General features: G+C 53.5%; 19 protein-coding genes. 17 read left to right on the top strand and 2 right to left on the bottom strand.

From position 1 onward, the window contains the following. The first annotated feature begins 1 nt into the window (after window position 1). From ACI514_RS08435 to ACI514_RS08420, 4 genes are all read left to right on the top strand, one after another. Window positions 2-748 carry a phage minor head protein gene (locus tag ACI514_RS08435; RefSeq protein WP_405123526.1) on the top strand — a complete coding sequence of 249 codons (747 nt, stop codon included), beginning with the start codon at window positions 2-4 and terminating at the stop codon, window positions 746-748. Window positions 749-835: 87 nt separating this feature from the next. Further along, the gene (locus tag ACI514_RS08430; protein ID WP_102902395.1) at window positions 836-1,312 is read left to right on the top strand and encodes a phage virion morphogenesis protein; all 477 of its coding nucleotides are present in this window, start codon (window positions 836-838) and stop codon (window positions 1,310-1,312) included. Between the two features lie 583 nt (window positions 1,313-1,895). After that, a complete protein-coding gene (locus ACI514_RS08425; RefSeq protein WP_102902394.1) occupies window positions 1,896-2,207 on the top strand; it encodes a helix-turn-helix transcriptional regulator in 312 nt (103 codons plus the stop codon). Continuing rightward, complete coding sequence (locus ACI514_RS08420; RefSeq protein WP_405123525.1) at window positions 2,179-3,258, top strand: reverse transcriptase family protein; 1,080 nt, start codon at window positions 2,179-2,181, stop codon at window positions 3,256-3,258. Before ACI514_RS08425 ends, ACI514_RS08420 begins: the two co-directional genes overlap by 29 nt. A 105-nt stretch (window positions 3,259-3,363) precedes the next feature. On the opposite strand, the gene ACI514_RS08415 is transcribed toward ACI514_RS08420, so the two are convergent. After that, the gene (locus ACI514_RS08415) at window positions 3,364-5,010 is read right to left on the bottom strand and encodes a hypothetical protein (protein WP_146033712.1); all 1,647 of its coding nucleotides are present in this window, start codon (window positions 5,008-5,010) and stop codon (window positions 3,364-3,366) included. Window positions 5,011-5,395: 385 nt separating this feature from the next. On the opposite strand from ACI514_RS08415, the gene ACI514_RS08410 reads away from it, so the two are divergent. Further along, window positions 5,396-6,070, top strand: a complete 675-nt coding sequence (locus ACI514_RS08410) for a hypothetical protein (protein ID WP_405123524.1) — start codon at window positions 5,396-5,398, stop codon at window positions 6,068-6,070. 295 nt (window positions 6,071-6,365) lie between these two features. Here ACI514_RS08410 and ACI514_RS08405 read toward each other — a convergent pair whose 3' ends face one another. After that, window positions 6,366-7,613: an RES family NAD+ phosphorylase gene (locus tag ACI514_RS08405; protein WP_405123523.1), complete on the bottom strand. Its 1,248-nt coding sequence runs from the start codon at window positions 7,611-7,613 to the stop codon at window positions 6,366-6,368. A 180-nt stretch (window positions 7,614-7,793) separates the two neighbouring features. Here ACI514_RS08405 and ACI514_RS08400 point away from each other — a divergent pair, with 180 nt between their 5' ends. The 12 genes from ACI514_RS08400 to ACI514_RS08345 all read left to right on the top strand — a co-directional run bounded on the left by ACI514_RS08400 (window position 7,794) and on the right by ACI514_RS08345 (window position 16,601). Beyond that, window positions 7,794-8,675, top strand: a complete 882-nt coding sequence (locus ACI514_RS08400; RefSeq protein ID WP_405123522.1) for a phage protease — start codon at window positions 7,794-7,796, stop codon at window positions 8,673-8,675. 2 nt (window positions 8,676-8,677) lie between these two features. Continuing rightward, a complete protein-coding gene (locus ACI514_RS08395) occupies window positions 8,678-9,046 on the top strand; it encodes a head decoration protein (RefSeq protein WP_405123521.1) in 369 nt (122 codons plus the stop codon). A gap of 12 nt (window positions 9,047-9,058) precedes the next feature. After that, the gene (locus ACI514_RS08390) at window positions 9,059-10,039 is read left to right on the top strand and encodes a major capsid protein (RefSeq protein ID WP_405123520.1); all 981 of its coding nucleotides are present in this window, start codon (window positions 9,059-9,061) and stop codon (window positions 10,037-10,039) included. A 3-nt stretch (window positions 10,040-10,042) separates the two neighbouring features. After that, window positions 10,043-10,477: a gp436 family protein gene (locus ACI514_RS08385; protein ID WP_123375339.1), complete on the top strand. Its 435-nt coding sequence runs from the start codon at window positions 10,043-10,045 to the stop codon at window positions 10,475-10,477. Further along, the gene (locus ACI514_RS08380) at window positions 10,474-10,959 is read left to right on the top strand and encodes a Gp37 family protein (protein ID WP_405123519.1); all 486 of its coding nucleotides are present in this window, start codon (window positions 10,474-10,476) and stop codon (window positions 10,957-10,959) included. The genes ACI514_RS08385 and ACI514_RS08380 overlap by 4 nt, the downstream gene beginning before the upstream one ends. Beyond that, the gene (locus tag ACI514_RS08375) at window positions 10,956-11,189 is read left to right on the top strand and encodes a hypothetical protein (protein ID WP_102902384.1); all 234 of its coding nucleotides are present in this window, start codon (window positions 10,956-10,958) and stop codon (window positions 11,187-11,189) included. The genes ACI514_RS08380 and ACI514_RS08375 overlap by 4 nt, the downstream gene beginning before the upstream one ends. 3 nt (window positions 11,190-11,192) lie before the next feature. Continuing rightward, on the top strand, window positions 11,193-12,617 hold the full coding sequence (locus ACI514_RS08370) for a phage tail sheath subtilisin-like domain-containing protein (protein WP_405123518.1): 1,425 nt from the start codon (window positions 11,193-11,195) through the stop codon (window positions 12,615-12,617). Then, complete coding sequence (locus ACI514_RS08365; RefSeq protein ID WP_405123517.1) at window positions 12,618-13,142, top strand: phage major tail tube protein; 525 nt, start codon at window positions 12,618-12,620, stop codon at window positions 13,140-13,142. 92 nt (window positions 13,143-13,234) lie between these two features. Next, on the top strand, window positions 13,235-13,936 hold the full coding sequence (locus ACI514_RS08360) for a hypothetical protein (RefSeq protein WP_405123516.1): 702 nt from the start codon (window positions 13,235-13,237) through the stop codon (window positions 13,934-13,936). Between the two features lie 174 nt (window positions 13,937-14,110). Further along, window positions 14,111-14,854, top strand: coding sequence for a HEPN domain-containing protein (locus tag ACI514_RS08355; protein ID WP_405123515.1), 744 nt, complete (start codon window positions 14,111-14,113; stop codon window positions 14,852-14,854). A 144-nt stretch (window positions 14,855-14,998) separates the two neighbouring features. Then, window positions 14,999-15,640: a hypothetical protein gene (locus ACI514_RS08350; RefSeq protein ID WP_405123514.1), complete on the top strand. Its 642-nt coding sequence runs from the start codon at window positions 14,999-15,001 to the stop codon at window positions 15,638-15,640. A 40-nt stretch (window positions 15,641-15,680) separates the two neighbouring features. Continuing rightward, window positions 15,681-16,601: a hypothetical protein gene (locus ACI514_RS08345; RefSeq protein ID WP_405123513.1), complete on the top strand. Its 921-nt coding sequence runs from the start codon at window positions 15,681-15,683 to the stop codon at window positions 16,599-16,601. The last annotated feature ends 13 nt before the right edge of the window (window positions 16,602-16,614 follow it).

Here is a 16,614-nt window from a genome sequence, read left to right as displayed (position 1 = left end):
CATGGCCACCCAGACCCAACCCGTAAACCCCATCGACCTCAAAGCCGTTTTCGGCCTCGAACCCGCTAACGCCATCGCCTACCTCAAAGCCAAGGGCTACGCCATCACCTGGCACTGGCAAGACATGCTCGATCAAGCCCACGACCAAGCCTTCACCGTCGCCAAAGCCATGCACCTGGACCTGCTGTCCGACATCCGCGCCGCCCTCGAAACAGCCCTGCAACAAGGCCACACCCTCAAACAATTCACCAACAACCTCCAGCCGACCCTGCAAGACCAAGGCTGGTGGGGCAAACCCATCATCGTCGACAGCCAAGGCGCCGCCCAACCCGTCCAACTCGGCAGCCCACGCCGCCTCAAAACCATCTACCAAACCAACCTGCAAAGCGCCTACATGGCCGGTCGCAAAACCGCCATGGAACAAACCACCCAGACCCACCCGTACTGGATGTTCGTCGCCATCCTCGACAGCAAAACCCGCCCCAGCCACCGCGCACTCCACGGCCAGGTCTACCGCCATGACGACCCCATCTGGCAAACCATCTACCCACCCAACGGCTACAACTGCCGCTGCCGCGTCATCGCCCTGACCGAAGCCGCCGTCAAACGCAAAGACCTGACCGTCCAAACCAGCCAAAACCAATCCATCACATTCCGTCCTGACCCCGGCTTCAACCACGCCCCAGGCGCAGGCCTGACCCAAGCCTTAAAACAAAAACAAACCGTCACTCAAAACCACACCCATTGACCCACCCCAATTCCCTGTGGGAGCTGGCTTGCCAGCGATCGCGGCCTACCAGCCCACAAAATTTCCTGACCGGAACAAAAACCCAAAATGCTCACCATCGAAATAAACCAACAACGTCTGCAACAAACCCTCAGCGAAATAGAATCGGCCGTCGGCGACCTCAACCCCCTGATGCAAACCATCGCCACCGAACTCGCCAGCCAGACCGAAGAAAACTTCGAACACGAAGGCCGCCCCCGATGGCCAGAACTCTCCGACGTCACCACCGAAAACCGAGCCAAACACGGCCACTGGCCGGGCCAGATCCTGCAGATCAGCGCCGCAGGCCTTGCAGCCTCAATTACCACCCACACAAAGGCCAGCTCGGCCATGGTCGGTAGTAACAAACCGTATGCGGCGATGATGCAGTTTGGAGGAGACCAGGCAGACTTTCCGCAGCTGTGGGGTGACATACCGGCGAGGCCATATTTACCGATGGACAGCGAAGGCCACCTGCAACCGCAAGCCGAAAGTGCTGTTTTATTGCTGGCTCTCAGTTATTTAGAAAGCGCAGCGCTCGGCTGAAGGACAGGAGAAAAGAGAGGAAGGCAAATTTTACCTGACCTGTAGCTGGAGCAAGCCGCAGCCCTTCGGACTAAAAATATTCGCTATTAGCGAATATTTTTGACTTGTCGCGAAGCCTCAGTTAGCCTGCATCTGCGGTAAGGAGATCATCTCGCTGTTGTGAGGGCTTCGGTCCAGTGGAGGCTTGCCTCTAAACCCTTTCCCAAGCGCTTCGGCACCCGGCAGCACAGGGATCCGGAGACGCGGGGATACTGCTTCCGTGCGAGTCGGAAGCAGGTGCTCAGAAGGGGGGAAAAGCGTCGTTTGCTCCAATTTTCTATCCAGTTGCATGCGAGACCTTCTCAACGTCTGAGAGGGGCAACTGAGGTAAAACCCATGAAAATTGCAAAACCCGCCAAACGACGTCCGGTTGTTAGAAAACGAAAGATTGTTAAGTGGTTAAGGCTGATGATGTGTGTTGTACGTTTGGTCGGATTTTTGTTTCCTCTGATCGACAAACACTGGCCAAAGCTAATGGAAAATCTTCGTGAGCTCTTCTAATGCCTAACCCCCGCTGTTGTCACTTATTAATGAGGATGCTGTGATGCTGAACCAGGCATTACGCTTGATTCGAACCTACCACGATCTGTCGCAAACAGAGCTGAGTAAGGAGCTGGGAATCTCAAATTCCCACCTTTCCGAGCTAGAGTCAGGCAAAAAGCAACCGACTATCGAATTGCTAGGAAAGTACAGCAATCGTTTCGATATTCCGTTGTCATCAATACTGTTCTTTTCTGAGAATCTCGACGCGCCTAAGCCTTCGAACAGATTGCGCCTGGGAGTAGCAAAAAAAGTAATTCATCTTCTCGAATGGATTGAAAATAAAAATGAAGCCAAAGCGAGTAAAAAAGGCTAAGCAAGAGAAAAAGTCCTACGAGATATCACAAAGCGCGTTGTACAAAACCACTTCACGATCGAAGTTAGCAGCTATTCTCTCTCTCAGCATCCATGACCTTCTATGCAGCATAGGAGATTACAAACGCTTTGAGATGACTCCCAAACCTGACCCTTTCAAAATTGGCAAGCCACCTAAATCCCGATGGGTGCAAAAGCCTAAAGGAAAACTACTAGCCATTCACGAGCGTATTCTGAAGTTACTGCGCTGTGTCAAAGTGACTGAGTACATGCAATCAGCTTTAAAGGGAACATCATACAAGAGGAATGCCGAACAACATTTGAGCGGCTGCATGGTGGCGACGCTCGATATTAGCAATTTTTTTCGTTCCACTAAAAAGTCTCAGGTATTTAACTTCTTCAGGGATCGCCTTGAGTGCCCAGGTGATATCGCCAATCTTTATGCTGAACTCGTTACTTGTGATGACTGCATCCCGACGGGGAGCCCCTTAAGCCCTCTACTGTCGTTTTATTCTAACAAGCCATTATTTGACGAGCTGAGTGTCTTGGCGAAAAACTCAAACCTAAAATTCACTTGCTATGTTGACGACCTGACATTTTCGGGCGCTCGCATAACCCACGGGTTCCTATGGGAAGTCGAAAAAATAGTGAAAAAATATGGACATTTGACCGCGGCCAAGAAAACACGTCTTTTCGGCGTAGAGGTTCCCAAGCATATTACTGGCACCGTGGTTTCTGAAGGTGCATTGAGGGTCCCCAATGCTAGGTTTAGAAAAATGAGATTAATTAAACTGGCCCTCGAAGGAAAGCGCGATAGCTTTGGCCTTACCAAAACTCAGCTGGAGTACAAACTGGGTGGATTACTAGGTGAAGCAGCGTACCTTGATAACGATTTCAAATCGTTGGCTAATACGTACAATAGGAGCATTAGAGATATTAATTCGGCGTCACTTGGAGACGGTGAGTATCGACCGTCTCTGAAGGCCACAGACTTGATTGACGATAAATTCATCCCTCCATGGGAAACGGAACAAAGCCCCAGTAAATCTTAGGTAGCTTTCGTTAGCAAGACATGCTTTCAAAGCTAAAAATGCTTCAGCTGAACATTGTTACGCCGTTTCAGAAAGTGCATTTATTATCCTGCATTTCTAAAACATTTAGCTTGGCAAGGCAAGCACTTCCCACCGATCGACATCGTTAAATTGGTGTTCAATTAAAGTATTCTCCGTGGTGACTATCTCCATTTTGACTTGTTCTCTTTCCTCTAAGTCACAATACAAAACCGCCTCAACACCCGTATAAGTACTTGAGATTCTAGGTGCTTTCACCATTTGACCAAGCAGATTTATTTCCGGACGAATTTCATTTTGAAGAGTAATTCGCTGAACCTTATCATCTAAATCCTCAACTGAATAGCCATCATACCAATCGAAAGTCCCTCGACAGAGCATTGATGGAGCCCTTCGGCCAATGATTTTATTGTCTATTAGACGGGTGAGCTTTCTGAGAAAAATAATCACTTCCTCAGTAAAATTAATGTCCAACATAAATATGTTGTCTTCGCATTTCTCTGCAATTTTGCGGCACTGATCTATCATGGTTATAAAATAGGAAAAATGCTCTGCAAAACCATTTGATTCTGGGCTTTGCTTCGTATCTATTCGAACGAGTCGATTGGCCACCTCAAACTCTACAACGAAGCTGCCTTTTTCCAAGTATTGCAGTGCTTTTGTCAATCGCCCAAATAGTGGCAGTTCTAAAACATCAAGCCCTTGCCAAGCCTTAACGTCAATGCTCATATTCAGAAGGCTGCCACCATTATGTTCAAGTCTATGCTCAAACGTAAGAAAGCCACCAAGGCAACTTCCTTGAATTATGGTTCTTAATGTCCCGGAGGTATACTCCGCGTCAAATGAATCAATAAAGTGTTCGTGTCCTTCTCCATCGCACGCGAATAGGTTTGCGTTGATTTTTTTCTTGATCCCACCTAGGACTATGCTTCCGACGCGATCTGTATCAAGTCGCTGGTGGATTGCCTCGAATAACTTGGAACCAGCAAATTCAAAATTCGAGCTCGGGATACTCAGTTCTCGCCCCTCTTCAAAAAATGCTCTTTCGGCCGCTTCAAAATCCTTAAGTTCATCAACACCACGGATGAGTAAATTAAATTTCGCGTCTGGCGCCACTGCGAATATTTCGTGACTTATTCCGCTCGCACTCTTATTAACCCGAACTTTGAATCGCGGGTCAATTTCAGACATGCCAGACTCATAGGTGCTTAGCATCTCATTGACAGGTGTTCCAAGGGGATCAGTAAATCGGTTGATATATCTTCCCAATATATCGACGGATTCGTCTTTTACTGCCGACTTTAGCTCTCGCTCTGTAAATGCCCGCTGATTAACCATTTGGTTAGCACGGATTTCGGCTTGTCGCTTCCACTCGCGAAGCAACTCAACAGGATATGGGGAGTCGTCTGCGTCCACGAGCCTCGAATGCGTCTGACACATCCAGATACCATTGCTGACGTCTCTACGCTCTGCGGCGCTTTGGTTCTGATCATAGCGAGGACCTCCTGGAGCCGCAGCGGTGATATGGCAAGCGACACCGATACTGAATGCTCCATCTAGGGACCCTTTGGCCCCGTGGGTATGAACAGAGCAATCAGGAAACGAGCAAACATTGCCTGCCATATCTCGGAGGGTTCGAATTGTCGATTCTAGAAAATCATCCCGGCGTCTTACCCGAACGACGCCAGATTTTGCCTTCTGCGTAGGGGGCTTTCCTCGCTTGCCAGTTCCCATTTACAACTTGCTCCTATTGGTCGATTTTTTTCGGTGCAATTAACACCTATTTCCTTCGAAAAGATGAAACACACCGTCAAAAAATTTGGCAAAGAAAATTCCTAGCAGGATCAAGCACCAGGAATCATTGCGTAAAACTCTAATAGTCTCACGCTGGGGCAATCGAGATCAGTACCCGTATGCCTGAGTCTGGTTGGGGGCAACGCAAACAAATGTCAGGTCATATCTCTTTGCGCGCGACGACCGCTCGATCAAGCAGTACCTCCCACCAAAAAATGTTTGACAGATGCCGACTTCCGACCAACAATCTAACTTCCGATATCGGAAGTTTAGCGTTTCATAGTCGCAGCAGCTTCAAGCCTGAAGCTGAATATAGAGGTGATTTATGTCTGAATTTGAAGGTGTCGTTCCGGAGGATCGGGGTAAATTGGTACTGAAATGGCGAACCACGGTCGGGTGGAGTGTTGGTGAAACTGCGAAACACGTTGGCGTGAGCACCCGCACGATCTCGTCCGTAGAAAGCGGAGCTCAGGTCATGTCGGACTCCCGGTGGCGGTTGTTCGTGCATGAGGTGCTCGCTGAACTCAATCATGAAAACGAGCAAGTGGTGGTTGTCTTGAGCGAGCAACAGTCGCCTCTTGACGTAGTGTCGAGCGGAAACTACGCGGGTTATGCAATTAGCGATGATGGTGCGACGGCGCTAATCGCATCGTATGGCATTAACCGTCTGTCCGGAGCTCCTGAGGTCCATCGCCAGCGTTTCCAAGTGAAGTCGAACCCGCACGTTATTCGTGCCATCGAAAAATGGGAGGCTGCCAGCCAAGGGGCAGCCCAGGACCACGCTGCATTTCAGATGCAACGCTGGCTGATGCGTCGTGTACTCAAAGGTGAACTGAACAACCCTGAATTGACGCAGCTTAAGGCAGCTATTAATGACGCCAAAGGCGAACTTGAAAAGGCCAGTGGTGAACCAGAAGAAGTCCGAGCACAACTAGCGCGCAAGCTCGATTTGGCAATCGCGGATCTTATGGAGGCCGTCGCTCAGGCAACAAAGAAGTAAACGGTGGTCGCTAATCTTGAAAAAGTGGTCGAGCCATAGAGGAGGCTCGACCACTTCATATCCGTAAACCAAACAGTCGGTTTGGGAAATCCATTATTGGATATTCGCCATGCACTGAATGCTTTCAATACTCGAATTGCGCGTTACACACCATTGACCACCACGTCCCTCCAGTGATTTAGAGCCATTTATGCCCCTATGGCGTCGGTGCATGGGTTCGCCGACAAAAGCCATTCTTAAAGGCTTTATAAAGCCGCACATTCCAGTTCGGCAGTGAATCTCAAGTGCACATCACTTACCAGTCCCATTCTTCGTGTTCCACCTTGGGCTTTGGCATGTGGCCGTCTTGGATTTTTTGAGAAGGGGCAGTGAAACGCACCCCTTGAATGTCATGCAGTCGCAGGCTTTCTGGGACATATTGTATGCCTGGCTCCACTGGTTTCGGGTCCCAGAATCCGTCTTCATCTGGAATGGGATCCGTAGAGATGGCATGCGCAAAAAGTACAACATTGTTCCCGTTTTTTCGCTGCGCTGATCGAAAAATAATCCCATCAAAGCGTTGTGAATGCTGCCTAGCGAGGTACTCCGCAATTACTTGGGTGACTAGATAATTACTTTCCTGGCCGGGAAGCACAGGGGTAGTGATCTTCTGATGCAGCGCCCTCAGGATTTCTCTACGCGCGAAATTAGTTCTGAAGGTAGAGTCAAAGTAGCTAGGGTGAGGCCCCAAATATGCGTTCTCGAGATAGTGGAAATTCAAAACCCGCAACGAGCGTGTAACCTTGAATTTTCCGCTGACAACAGTTCCACCTACCGGAGGCCTGAGCTCTGCGACACACGTATTGCGCTCAAAAGAGCCATAAAAAGCGGGGACGCCTTCCGGATTCATTCGCCCTGACCGAGCCTTTTCTTTAGGTGGTGCCGAAAGCTTTTCGCGCGGCGCCTTGATGATCGGATTTAAGTCATCGTCTGAATTCGACAGGCGTGCGCGATAAATTGGCTTACCCGACGGCAGAAGCGTCTGAATAACACGCGAGCCTTTCAGGGAGCCATAACGATCCACGTCCTTGAAGAGCCATTTCAGGAAGTTCTGAGCGTCATGATTGAAAAAACGGGCGCCATGCTTCAAACCATCGGTGAAATTGATCCAATCGGTCTCGGCATCAATAGGCATCGCAGGCAGTCGAACGTAGGTATCGTCATCAGAGAATCTACGATGTCTTGAACCGTTATGCTTAACCAGCTCGCGGCAGATGGCACGCACAATTGGTACGTCATTGTCACACTGAAAAATTTCGCCGACCCAGTAGTCCAGATCATCTCCCGAGTATTGATAACCGTAGCGATGCGATTGGGACTCGGCTACGCAAATGTGATCGCTGAGAATGAGTTCAACATCATCAGCCAGCCCTTTCAAAGAAATACACCTTCTGGTGGCACCACACAGGCAACACACAGATTTGATGCCCTTGCGCTTTATTCGCGAAGCGAGAAAAGGCTCAACGACGCAGGTGGAGCAAACCACCTCCGACTTATCACTCATACGGCTATCCCTGTTCATTTAATAATCGCGAAAAATCAACAGGAATGATCTCATCCAAAACGCATTAGGCCCAAGCCGTTCCAGAAAACAATTACGTTCTCATCTCCCTAAACCCGATTAAAAGCCCCACAACAAACCCCACCCCAAACTGCGCACACCATCCCTCTGGCAGCGCACACCATGACCCCCCTCCACATCTTCAAACCCGGCCTCCACACCGCCTCCTGCGGAACCACCCTAAACTTCACCGCCACCGACCTAACCGCCACCGTAGCCGCCTACAACCCAACCCTCCACGAAGCCCCGCTAGTCATCGGCCACCCCCAACACAACAGCCCCGCAGCCGGCTGGGTCCAAACCCTCAGCGCCACCGCCGAAGGCCTCATCGCCACCCCCCAACAAATCGACCCCAGCTTCGCCGAACAACTCGCCGCCGGCCGCTACAAAAAAATCTCCGCCTCCTTCTACCACCCAACCGCGCCCAACAACCCCGTGCCCGGCGTCTACTACCTGCGCCACGTCGGCTTCCTCGGCGCCCAGCCGCCGGCCGTCAAAGGCCTGCGCCCGATAGAACTGGCCGAAGCCGAACCCGGCGTCATCCACTTCAGCGAAAGCGCCCCCGCAGCGCCGCCACCACAACCCAGCCCCCAAACGCCCCCAGCCAACGTGCCCGACACCGACACCCTCCAGGCCGAAAACCAGCGCCTCAAAACCGAACTCGCCCAACGCGACCAAACCGCCCGCGCCGCCGCCCAACAAGCCATCAACACCACCAGCGTCGCCTACGCCGAACAACTCGTCGCCGCCGGCATGAAGCCGCTGCACGCGCCCGTCGTCATCGCCGCCCTCAACGCTTCCCAATCCGGAGCAACACCGTTGCAATTCGGCGAAGGCGACCAGCGCCAACCGTTAACCGAAGGCCTCAAAACCCTCTTCAAAGACCTCACCGGCGCCATCAGCTTCACCGAAATCGCCACCCAACAACGCGCCAACAACACACCTAATCCAACAACCAACCCCTTGCTCGCCGACGCCGAAGCGCGCACTAAAAGGCAGGGCTAACCATGGCCACCTTCAACCAACCCAAAGACCTCGGCGACCTCCTGCTCCTACAAGTGAGCCCCGGCTGGACCAAAGACCGCATCACACTCCTGGGCGGCACCAACTACGCCCTCGGCCAAGTCCTCGCCAACGTCGCCGGCAAACACCAAGCCCTCGACCCAGCAGGTGCGGACCCAGCCAACAAAGCCGTCGCCGTTCTCGCCGAGCACATCGACGCCAGCGCCGGCGACACACCCGCCGTCGCCATCGCCCGCGGCGCCGTGCTCGCATTGCCCGAACTCGTCTGGCCGCCCGACATCACCGAGCCACAAAAAGCCGCCGCCCTCGACGACCTCAACGCCCAAGGCATCGTCGCCCGCGCCACCCTCTAACGGAGCCACCCCATGAACCTGCAAGACCTCTTCACCGTCGCCAACCTCACCGCCGCCGTCAACAAACTCCCGGCCATCCCCGGCAAAGTCGGCGCCATGGGCCTGTTCGACGAAAAAGGCGTCACCAGTACCAGCGTCATCATCGACGAACGCGAAGGCCGCCTCGTCCTCGTGCCCAACACCTCACGCAACGACGACCCGGCCCCCATCAAAGGCAACAAACGTAAACGCCGCACCTTCGAAACCCTGCACCTGCCCATCAGTCGGCCCATCCTGCCTAGCCAGTTGCAAGGCATCGCCACCTTCGGCCAAGAGAGCGCCACCGCGCCCATCGCCACCGTCATCAACGACCACCTGCAAGACCTCAAAAACAGCATCGAAACCACCCGCGAATTCCAGCGCATCGGCGCCTTGCGTGGCCAACTGCTCGACGCCGACGGCTCGCTGCTTTTCGACCTCTTCGACGAATTCGACGTCCAACAAAAAAGCGTCACCGTCGCCCTCGGCAGCCCCGGCACCAACGTGCGCAAAGCCTGCCTCGACGCCAAGCGCCACGCCGAATCCAAACTCGGCGGCGTCATGGTCACCGGCTTCCGATCCTTCTGCGGGCCCGACTGGTTCGACGCCTTCACCGACCACGCCAAAGTCAAAGAAGCCTTCGCCCACTACCAAGAAGCCCAAGACCGCATCGGCGGCGACCTGCGCAACGGCTTCACCTTCGGCGGCATCCAATTCATCGAATACGACGTCACCGTCAGCGGCCAACGCTTTATCCCCGCCGACGTCGCCCAAGTCTTTCCCATCGCCCGTGGCGTCTTCCGCCTGTTCAACGCCCCGGCCAACTACAACGAAACCGTCAACACCCTCGGCCAGCCGTACTACAGCAAAGCCGAGCCGCGCAAAATGGGCAAAGGCTGGGACCTTGAAGCCCAGGCCAACCCCTTGGCCCTGTGCTTATTCCCCGAAGCCCTCGTCGAACTCAAGGCCGGCTGACCCATGCGCTACTGCACCCGCGCCGACCTCGGCAACGCCATCCCGCTGATCACGCTCACCCAGCTCTCCAACGACGACCCGGCCGCTAGGCAGCCCGACGAAAACGTCATCGCCAACAGCGTCCGCCAGGCCGAAGAACTCGTCGACGGCTATCTGCGCGGCCGCTACCAATTACCGCTCGATCCGGTGCCCACCGTCCTGCGCGACGCCGTGCTTTATCTGGCGCGCCACTGGCTCTACCAACGTCGCCCCGAAGGCGCCTTACCCGACGCCGTCATCAGCGCCCGCAAAGACACCCTCAAACTGCTCGAAAGCATCCGCGACGGCGTCATCACCCTCGGCCTGCCCAGCGGTCACGCCATGCCCGAGCCCGGTGAAATCCGCGTGCGCGCACGCCCGCAACAGTTCACCGCACAGGTCTGGGAGGGCTACCCATGACCCCAACGCCCAACACCCAGACCGAACAACTCATGGACGCCATGCTTGAGCGGTTGCAAACCGACTTCGGCCACCAACTCATCGTCGAACGCTTCCCCGAGAACCCCCAGCAATACCGCCTCAACCACCCCCGCGGCGCCGTCCTCCTGGCCTACGGCAAATCCACCTTCGGCCACACCGAAAGCCTCGACGCCGCCGTCCAGGCCCGCCAGATCGTCCTGCGCCTGACCCTCATCTTTCGCCAACTCAACGGCACCGACGGCGTCATCAGCCACCTCGACCAACTGCGCGCCAGCCTCACCGGGTGGGTGCCACCCCACACCGACCAAGCCTGCCGTCCGCTCTCCGAACACTTCATTGGCCACAGCAACGGCGTCTGGCAATACGCCCAGGACTACGCCACCCGCGCCACCCAACTGCAAGCCGCCCCCGACCAGTTCGGCCCCTTACTCAAACACCCCGAGTTCGAGCAAACCCCATGACACTCACGCGCTACCGCTACAACGGCCCACCCAGCGGCGTCTCGCTGCGCCTCGATCAACACGCCGAAACGCTCGACAGACAACTACACCCCGGCGAGCCCGTCGAACTGCCCGCCGACCACGACTACACCCGCGTCCTGCTCGCCCTCAACCACCTGCAACCGCTGCCAGCCCACACAAGACCGGCCGGCAAAACGCCCAAGCCACAGCCCCCCGCCAAGGACGAATAACCCATGCCCGCCAACTACCTGCACGGCATCGAAACCACCGAAATCGAGCGCGGCCCGCGTCCCATCCGCGTCGTCAAATCCGCCGTCATCGCCCTGGTCGGCACCGCGCCCACCGGCCCCATCAACGAACTCACCCTGTGCCTCAACGACACCCACGCCGCCCAGTTCGGCCCACACACCACCGGCCACAGCATCCCCGAAGCCCTGCAAGGCATTTATGACTTCGGCGCCGGCACCGTGCTAGTCGTCAACGTCCTCGACCCAGCCATCCACCACAGCACCGTCACCGGCCAACTAAAACAATTCGCCGACAACAACCCACTGCAACTCGAACACACCGCCCTGCAACAACTGCAACTGATGCCCGCCGAAGGCACCGACGCTTACCAGCCGGGCACCGACTACATCGCGTCCTTGGCGACCGGCCAAATCACCCGACTCGCCACCGGCACCATCCCCACCAACGCCCCCATCAAAGTCGGCTACACCTACACCGACCCCGCCAAAGTCACCGCCGCCGACATCATCGGCAGCCTCAACCAAGCGGGCCGACGCACCGGCCTCAAAGCCTTCCAAGACAGCTACAACCGCCTGGGCTTCTTCCCCAAACTCTTCATCGCCCCAGGCTTCAGCACCCTCAACCCCGTCACTGCAGAACTGACCGTCGCCGCCAGCCAAGTCGGCGGCGTCGCCTATATAGACGCCCCCATCGGCGCCACCGTCCAACAAGTACTCGCCGGGCGCGGCCCGGCCGGCGACATCAACTTCAACACCAGCAGCGATCGCGTGCGCCTGTGCTACCCCCACGTGCGCGTCTACGACGCCGCCAGCAACAGCGAACGCCTGCAACCGCTGTCCATCCGCGCCGCCGGCCTGCGCGCCAAAATCGACAACGACCACGGCTACTGGTGGAGCAGCTCCAACCAACCGCTGCTCGGCGTCATCGGCCTTGAACGCCCATTAACCGCACGCATCGACGACCCCCACAGCGAAGTTAATTTGCTCAACGAAAACGGCATCACCACCGTCTTCAACGCCTACGGCACCGGCCTGCGCCTGTGGGGCAACCGCACCGCCGCATGGCCCAGCGTCACCCACATGCGCAACTTCGAAAACGTACGCCGCACCAAAGACGTCGTCGACGAATCCATCCGCTACAGCGCCTTACAGTTCGTCGACCAACCCATCACCACCGCGCTCATCACCAGCCTCACCGAAAGCGTCAACCTGTTCCTGCGCAAACTCATTGGCGACGGCGCCCTGGTTGGCGGCGAATGCTGGTACGACCCGGCGCGCAACCCCAGCACCGAACTCGAACAAGGCCACGCACTGTTCAACTACAAACTCACCGTACCGCTACCGTTCGAACGCGGCACCTTCGAAACCGAAATCACCGGCGACTACCTCGTCAACCTGGGGACCGTATAAATGGCAGGCTTCAGCGCACACCGCATCTCCAACGCCAACCTCTACCTCGATGGCGCCAGCTTCTTTGGCAAGTGTGAAGAGATCGACTTGGGCACCATCAAAACCGTCATGAGCGACTTTCAAGGGCTGGGCATGGTCGGGCTGATTGAGTTGCCGGATGGCATCGACAAGCTGGAAGGGAAAATCACCTGGAACAGCTTGTACGTCGAGGCCGCCAGAAAGCTGGTGACGCCGTTCAAGAGCGTGCAACTGCAGTGCCGGTCAAACGTGCAGGTGTTCAACAACGGCGGGCTGGTGAATGAGGTGCCGCTGGTGACGACCATGACCATCACCGGGAAGGAGTACCAGTTGGGCACGCATAAGCCGCGGGATCCGACCAAGTACGAGACGCCGTTTTCGGCCACGTATGTGCGGCAGATGATCAATGGTGAAGAGGTGGTGTTGCTGGATTATTTGGCGAATATTTTTCGGGTGGGGGGTGAGGATCAGTTGGCGAGGTATCGCAAAAATATGGGGCAGGCTTAACTCCCATCCGCCGTATCGGTGGAAATAATCACTCAAAGAGTCTGAGCCTGTGCCGACATATAGCTCGAATCTTTCACTGTAGGTAATTATTAATGGCTGATTTGACGTGGTGGCAAACACTTTCGGTTTCTTTTCTCACCGCTTCTCTCACCATTGCCGGCACGGCCTACCTTCAGGCTGATCAAAATGATAGAGCCGAGAAAGTGAGGTTTCTCGACGGAGCCCAAGCAACTGCACAAGAAACCAGTCGACTCCTGGACAATGGCTACCTCGCCTTGGCAAAGTTAGTGAAGAGTATGGATAAAAAGGGATGGGGTGAATTTTCCAAAGGCTCATGGGAGGAATACATGGAGTTTCACCGTGGCTGGCGACAGCAGTTAATCGCAGAGCATTTCAAGCTGTCGAGATACTTCGGAAAAGACATGGCAAATGACCTCGTCCACATAGATGAAATTGATATCCATCCAGTGGACAACCTTTCCTCACCAAACCCATGCGATCCAGCTGGGGATGAAAACGATTTTGATATTGAAAAACTCGCCACCCAAATAGAATGCTACGCCCGTTTCGTCACAATAAAGCAAGACATACTCAACGACGAAATCAAAAACAAGGAAACAGACGATTTTTTCGATGTAATGGACTCTGTCATGAAAACAAAGAATTCAACTTGGGAGTTACTCCAGCACTATGACAAGTCCTCTGTTAGCTATTTGAGACGACTCGATTCAAGGCTCACAGAGCTCGGCGTTTCCAAAGTAACGGTCATACCTCTCTCCGCTGAGAAAAAGTAGCTCGGCGAAGACGTACCATATCGAAAATCTCGCCCGTTTTCGATGACCACACCGTCGCTAGGGCCCGAATTTTCGGGCTCGAAATTGGTGCCGACTACCCGTAACAAGTAGGTTATCTTTTTCTTCTCGATAATGGCAATATGATACCTCAAGGGATTTCACTTTGAGGTAGAGATGACATCAAAAGCGTTTACCAAATTTCATAAGACTGTCAGGCGCTGCGACACGCTGGTCGATGCGTACACAACACTTCACAGCTTGAATGCAGCAGATGCCTCGGTTCCAACTGCGCCGAAAGACATCATTCGTGGCGCGATCGTGCTAGCGGTCGCTGCGTTAGACGCTTACGTAACAGACGTTTTTGTCGAAAAATTAGCAACTTACCTGAAAAAATATAGGGCTGACGACTCGCTGGTAGATCTGCTATTGAAAGCGGGTTTAGATACGCGGGAGGCGCTGACCCTTCTTACAAGGGAGCGGCCATATCGTCGGATTCGAAATTTGGTCCGATCTTATTACTCTCAATACACAACCCAAAGATTTGACGTGATCGACTCGGTTTTTCTTGTATATCGACTCAATAAGCTTACAGACAGTGCCGCACGAAAATCAGGTAGAAGCCATATACAGAGTCGAGTGGGTGAGCTTATAGATCGGCGTCACGAGATTGTGCATGCAGGCGACTATAATCAAGCAAATCGTATTCAAGATATTGATGAGGTCCGGGTCAAGCGATGGATCACTGCATTGGAGTATTTCGTCTCAGCAATGGATGAGATTATTTGTAATCGCATCCCTACTCCTATTGCTCGTCAAATTCAAGTAGCAGTCGCTGCTGAAGACGTTGAAGACGTGGCACCTGAAAATCGAGAAGATGATGCCGTCGGACCCGTGCTTGGAGAAGAAGGCGATGACTGAGCATCCTGACTTCTTGAAACACTTACAGGGTGAATTCTCCAAGATTTGCAAATGTGGCAATACCTAAAAGAATGAAAAATCCAGCGTGTCTTATATCGCTAGACTTACGATTGCATCCATTTTCCTCAAACTAGGGTTCCACATATGGATTTCAAGAAAAAGCTTCAGCCAAACCGAAATGCATTTGCCGCGGACCCTTTTGGTTACAGCTCTTCAGCATGGCTCAAGTGGGGAATTGCCCAAACTGTTGCAGGCTTTCATGTAGACATTTCGAAACCACCGACGGCAGAGGATCTCAAGTCTCCCATTCTGTGGATGACCCAAGCAGAAGCATTGACTCAAGCAGCGGTGATGCTGATAAAAAATGAGCCCGACTTTGAAACAATGCCGATCGATATGAGAGGTATATGCGACAGCCAGTATTGTGCAGTGGCTTTGATGCTGGTTGGCTACAGTTTGGAGGTTTGCCTAAAGGCTATGACTATCCTGCGCAGCGGCATTGTCATCTACATGGCGAATGAAAAGTCGTTCTACCACCACAAGTTGGTAAAACTGGCAGAGTTCATACCAGGGCTCACCACTAAGGAAAAAGCGATTTTACAAACGCTCACCCACTTCACCCTTTGGGCAGGCAGGTACCCGGACCCTGGGTCAGGTCGCGTGAATGATGTAGAGGAGGTTTTCAGTGTCTCAGAAGAACACAAAATAGCAGCTAAGGATCTATTTGAGCTGGCCGCACGGGTGATGGGGCACACCAGTGATGTTGTTGATGAAGCGACGCGCTGAGCGCGTCTAAAACAACGAAGTCAACTAGGAAGACGTAAAAATGACTGGTTCTAAATTGCAAAATGCTTTTCGCAGCAAGGCAGTGGGTAAAAGGGGTGAAATCGCGCTTTTTCAAGCTTTTATTGAAGCATTCAACTCGCTCGGCCAAAATGCGTTGGCACAGGAATACCATGGCAATAAATACCAGGTAGTATTTGATGCCAAAAGAGGAAATGGGCGACCCACTGCTCGGTGCGAGCTATGCGATGTCATGATTATTCAATATCCTACTGGCAACGCCAGTGCGGCCCGCGTTACATTCAATCAGGCAAAAGTAACTAATAATGATCTAGGGTGTGGCCGTTCACCATCTGCGGCCGGCTTTGAAAGTTTTCAAGCAAACCTAGAACAGTGGGATTTACTGTCAAATAGGCCTCCTGTAAGAAATGCAACAACCTCATTTTACCCACCCATTAATTTATTGTCTGATGCTATTTTGCCCTCCGTTGGGACGTTTGGTGTGTTTTATCCGTCAGGATCAAGTTTTGATTTTGCGTACTACGTGGCGCGCGGCCTTATGCCGCTTACCAATCATTACAATCGATCCGGGACCCTTCAATGGAGAACTCCCTCGCATTTGGTTTTCGAGAAAGACGGATTCGAAGAGGTTACGGGGACTTGTTGCCTACAAACCTTCGGTGACGCGTTGGAGCGTGGACAAGTAGGAACCCCTGTATGGCCAATTTTACGTGGCGAGAATGGCACACAAATGCAAGGATGGTTGAGGGAGGTTCTTCTATCACTTGCTGAAGAAAATCCGGACTCTTCATTACCGGAGGAACTCTTGAATGGGCTTGAGCTAAGAAACATAGAGAGAGGATTAGATCTCATGCCCCCTGATACTGCGCCATCTTTACCGCGAGCAGTAATATTGGTAAAAACTGACCCCGAAATGACACCCTCGAAGACGCGCTCCAAATAATAGCGAGCAGCTC

Source organism: Pseudomonas sp. M20, from assembly GCF_045037865.1.
Lineage (GTDB): Bacteria > Pseudomonadota > Gammaproteobacteria > Pseudomonadales > Pseudomonadaceae > Aquipseudomonas.
The sequence above is the reverse complement of the archived record's forward strand: the minus strand, read 5'-3'. Positions and strand labels throughout refer to the sequence as shown.